The 1009-nt window shown below is 69.3% G+C and carries 1 protein-coding gene and 2 pseudogenes; all 3 read right to left on the reverse strand.

All coding sequences use genetic code 11. The features are described from left to right. Positions 1-196: 196 nt before the first annotated feature. Positions 197-397, reverse strand: a pseudogene (locus tag AB0C20_RS36445) (DUF3263 domain-containing protein); the annotation flags it as partial. A 51-nt stretch (positions 398-448) separates the two neighbouring features. Then, positions 449-889, reverse strand: a pseudogene (locus AB0C20_RS36450) (LOG family protein); the annotation flags it as partial. Next, positions 817-1009: hypothetical protein (locus AB0C20_RS36455; RefSeq protein WP_357569750.1), on the reverse strand; the 193-nt coding region annotated here is incomplete at its 5' end. The gene AB0C20_RS36455 and the pseudogene AB0C20_RS36450, both read right to left, overlap by 73 nt.

Genomic DNA, 1009 nt, shown 5'->3' on the forward strand with positions numbered 1-1009 from the left:
TGCAGAGCCGCTGCGGGGTGTATCTCGGCAAGCACGACGTCTACGCCGCGACGGTCGGCGGTATGCGACTGACCGAACCCGCCGCCGATCTGGCGGTGGCCGTCGCGATAGCCGGTTCCGAACGTGACATTCCGCTGCGTGCCGGCATGGTGGTGCTCGGTGAGGTCGGCTTGGCCGGTGAAGTCCGGCGCGTCACCGCCCGCAACCGGCGCAGCCGCTTCACCAGCATCGGATCCGCGGCCAGCGCCTCCGGCATGTCGACGACGGTATTGAGCACCTGGTAGTAGCGGGTGGCCGAGAGTCCGAACAACTCGCGGATGGCTTCTTCCTTGGCGCCCGCGTACTTCCACCACTTGCGTTCGAAATCGAGAATGTCGAGTTCGCGGCGGGACAGACCCGCGACCGCGTCGTTTCCCTCCCCTGGAGATCCTTCGTCATTGATCGACACCACCGGGACACCGCCGCGCCGATTGGCGAGGGCCAGTTCCGACAGGGTGCCCCACGAGCCGCCGATGACGATGATCGCGTCGGCGGATTCGATGAGGATCGCATTGCGGGCCTCGCCCATGGCGGTGAACAGCACTGCCGACAATCCATCGCAGATCGCGCCTCGCTCGGTATCGGGCCGCACGCCGATGACCAGGCCGCCGGCCTGCGAGGCGCCGGCGGCGACCGCGGCCATGACTCCGGTGCCGCCACCGCAGAGGACGGTGGCCCCACCCTCGGCGAGCAGCCGGCCGACCTCCCGGGCGGCGCGGTCATCGGATTCGGTGCAGTCGCGCGGTCCGCAGACGGCGATCTGGGGCCGTAACCGGTTCACCCGCGCGAGTTTTCGCGCAGTTCCCGGTCGAGGGCACCGAGCTGGTCGCCGGTGCCCTCCTCGCGCCACTCGGGCTTCTCGTGACCGTCGAGATAGGCGCCGTGCTCGGTGAGCGTGATCCGGGTGCCCGTCGCGGTCTCGGCGAACTCGACCGAGGTGAGCGATACCGTGACGACGGCGCCGTCGATC

It is taken from the genome of Micromonospora sp. NPDC048843 (assembly GCF_040649965.1).
Classification (GTDB): Bacteria; Actinomycetota; Actinomycetes; order Mycobacteriales; family Micromonosporaceae; genus Micromonospora; species Micromonospora hortensis.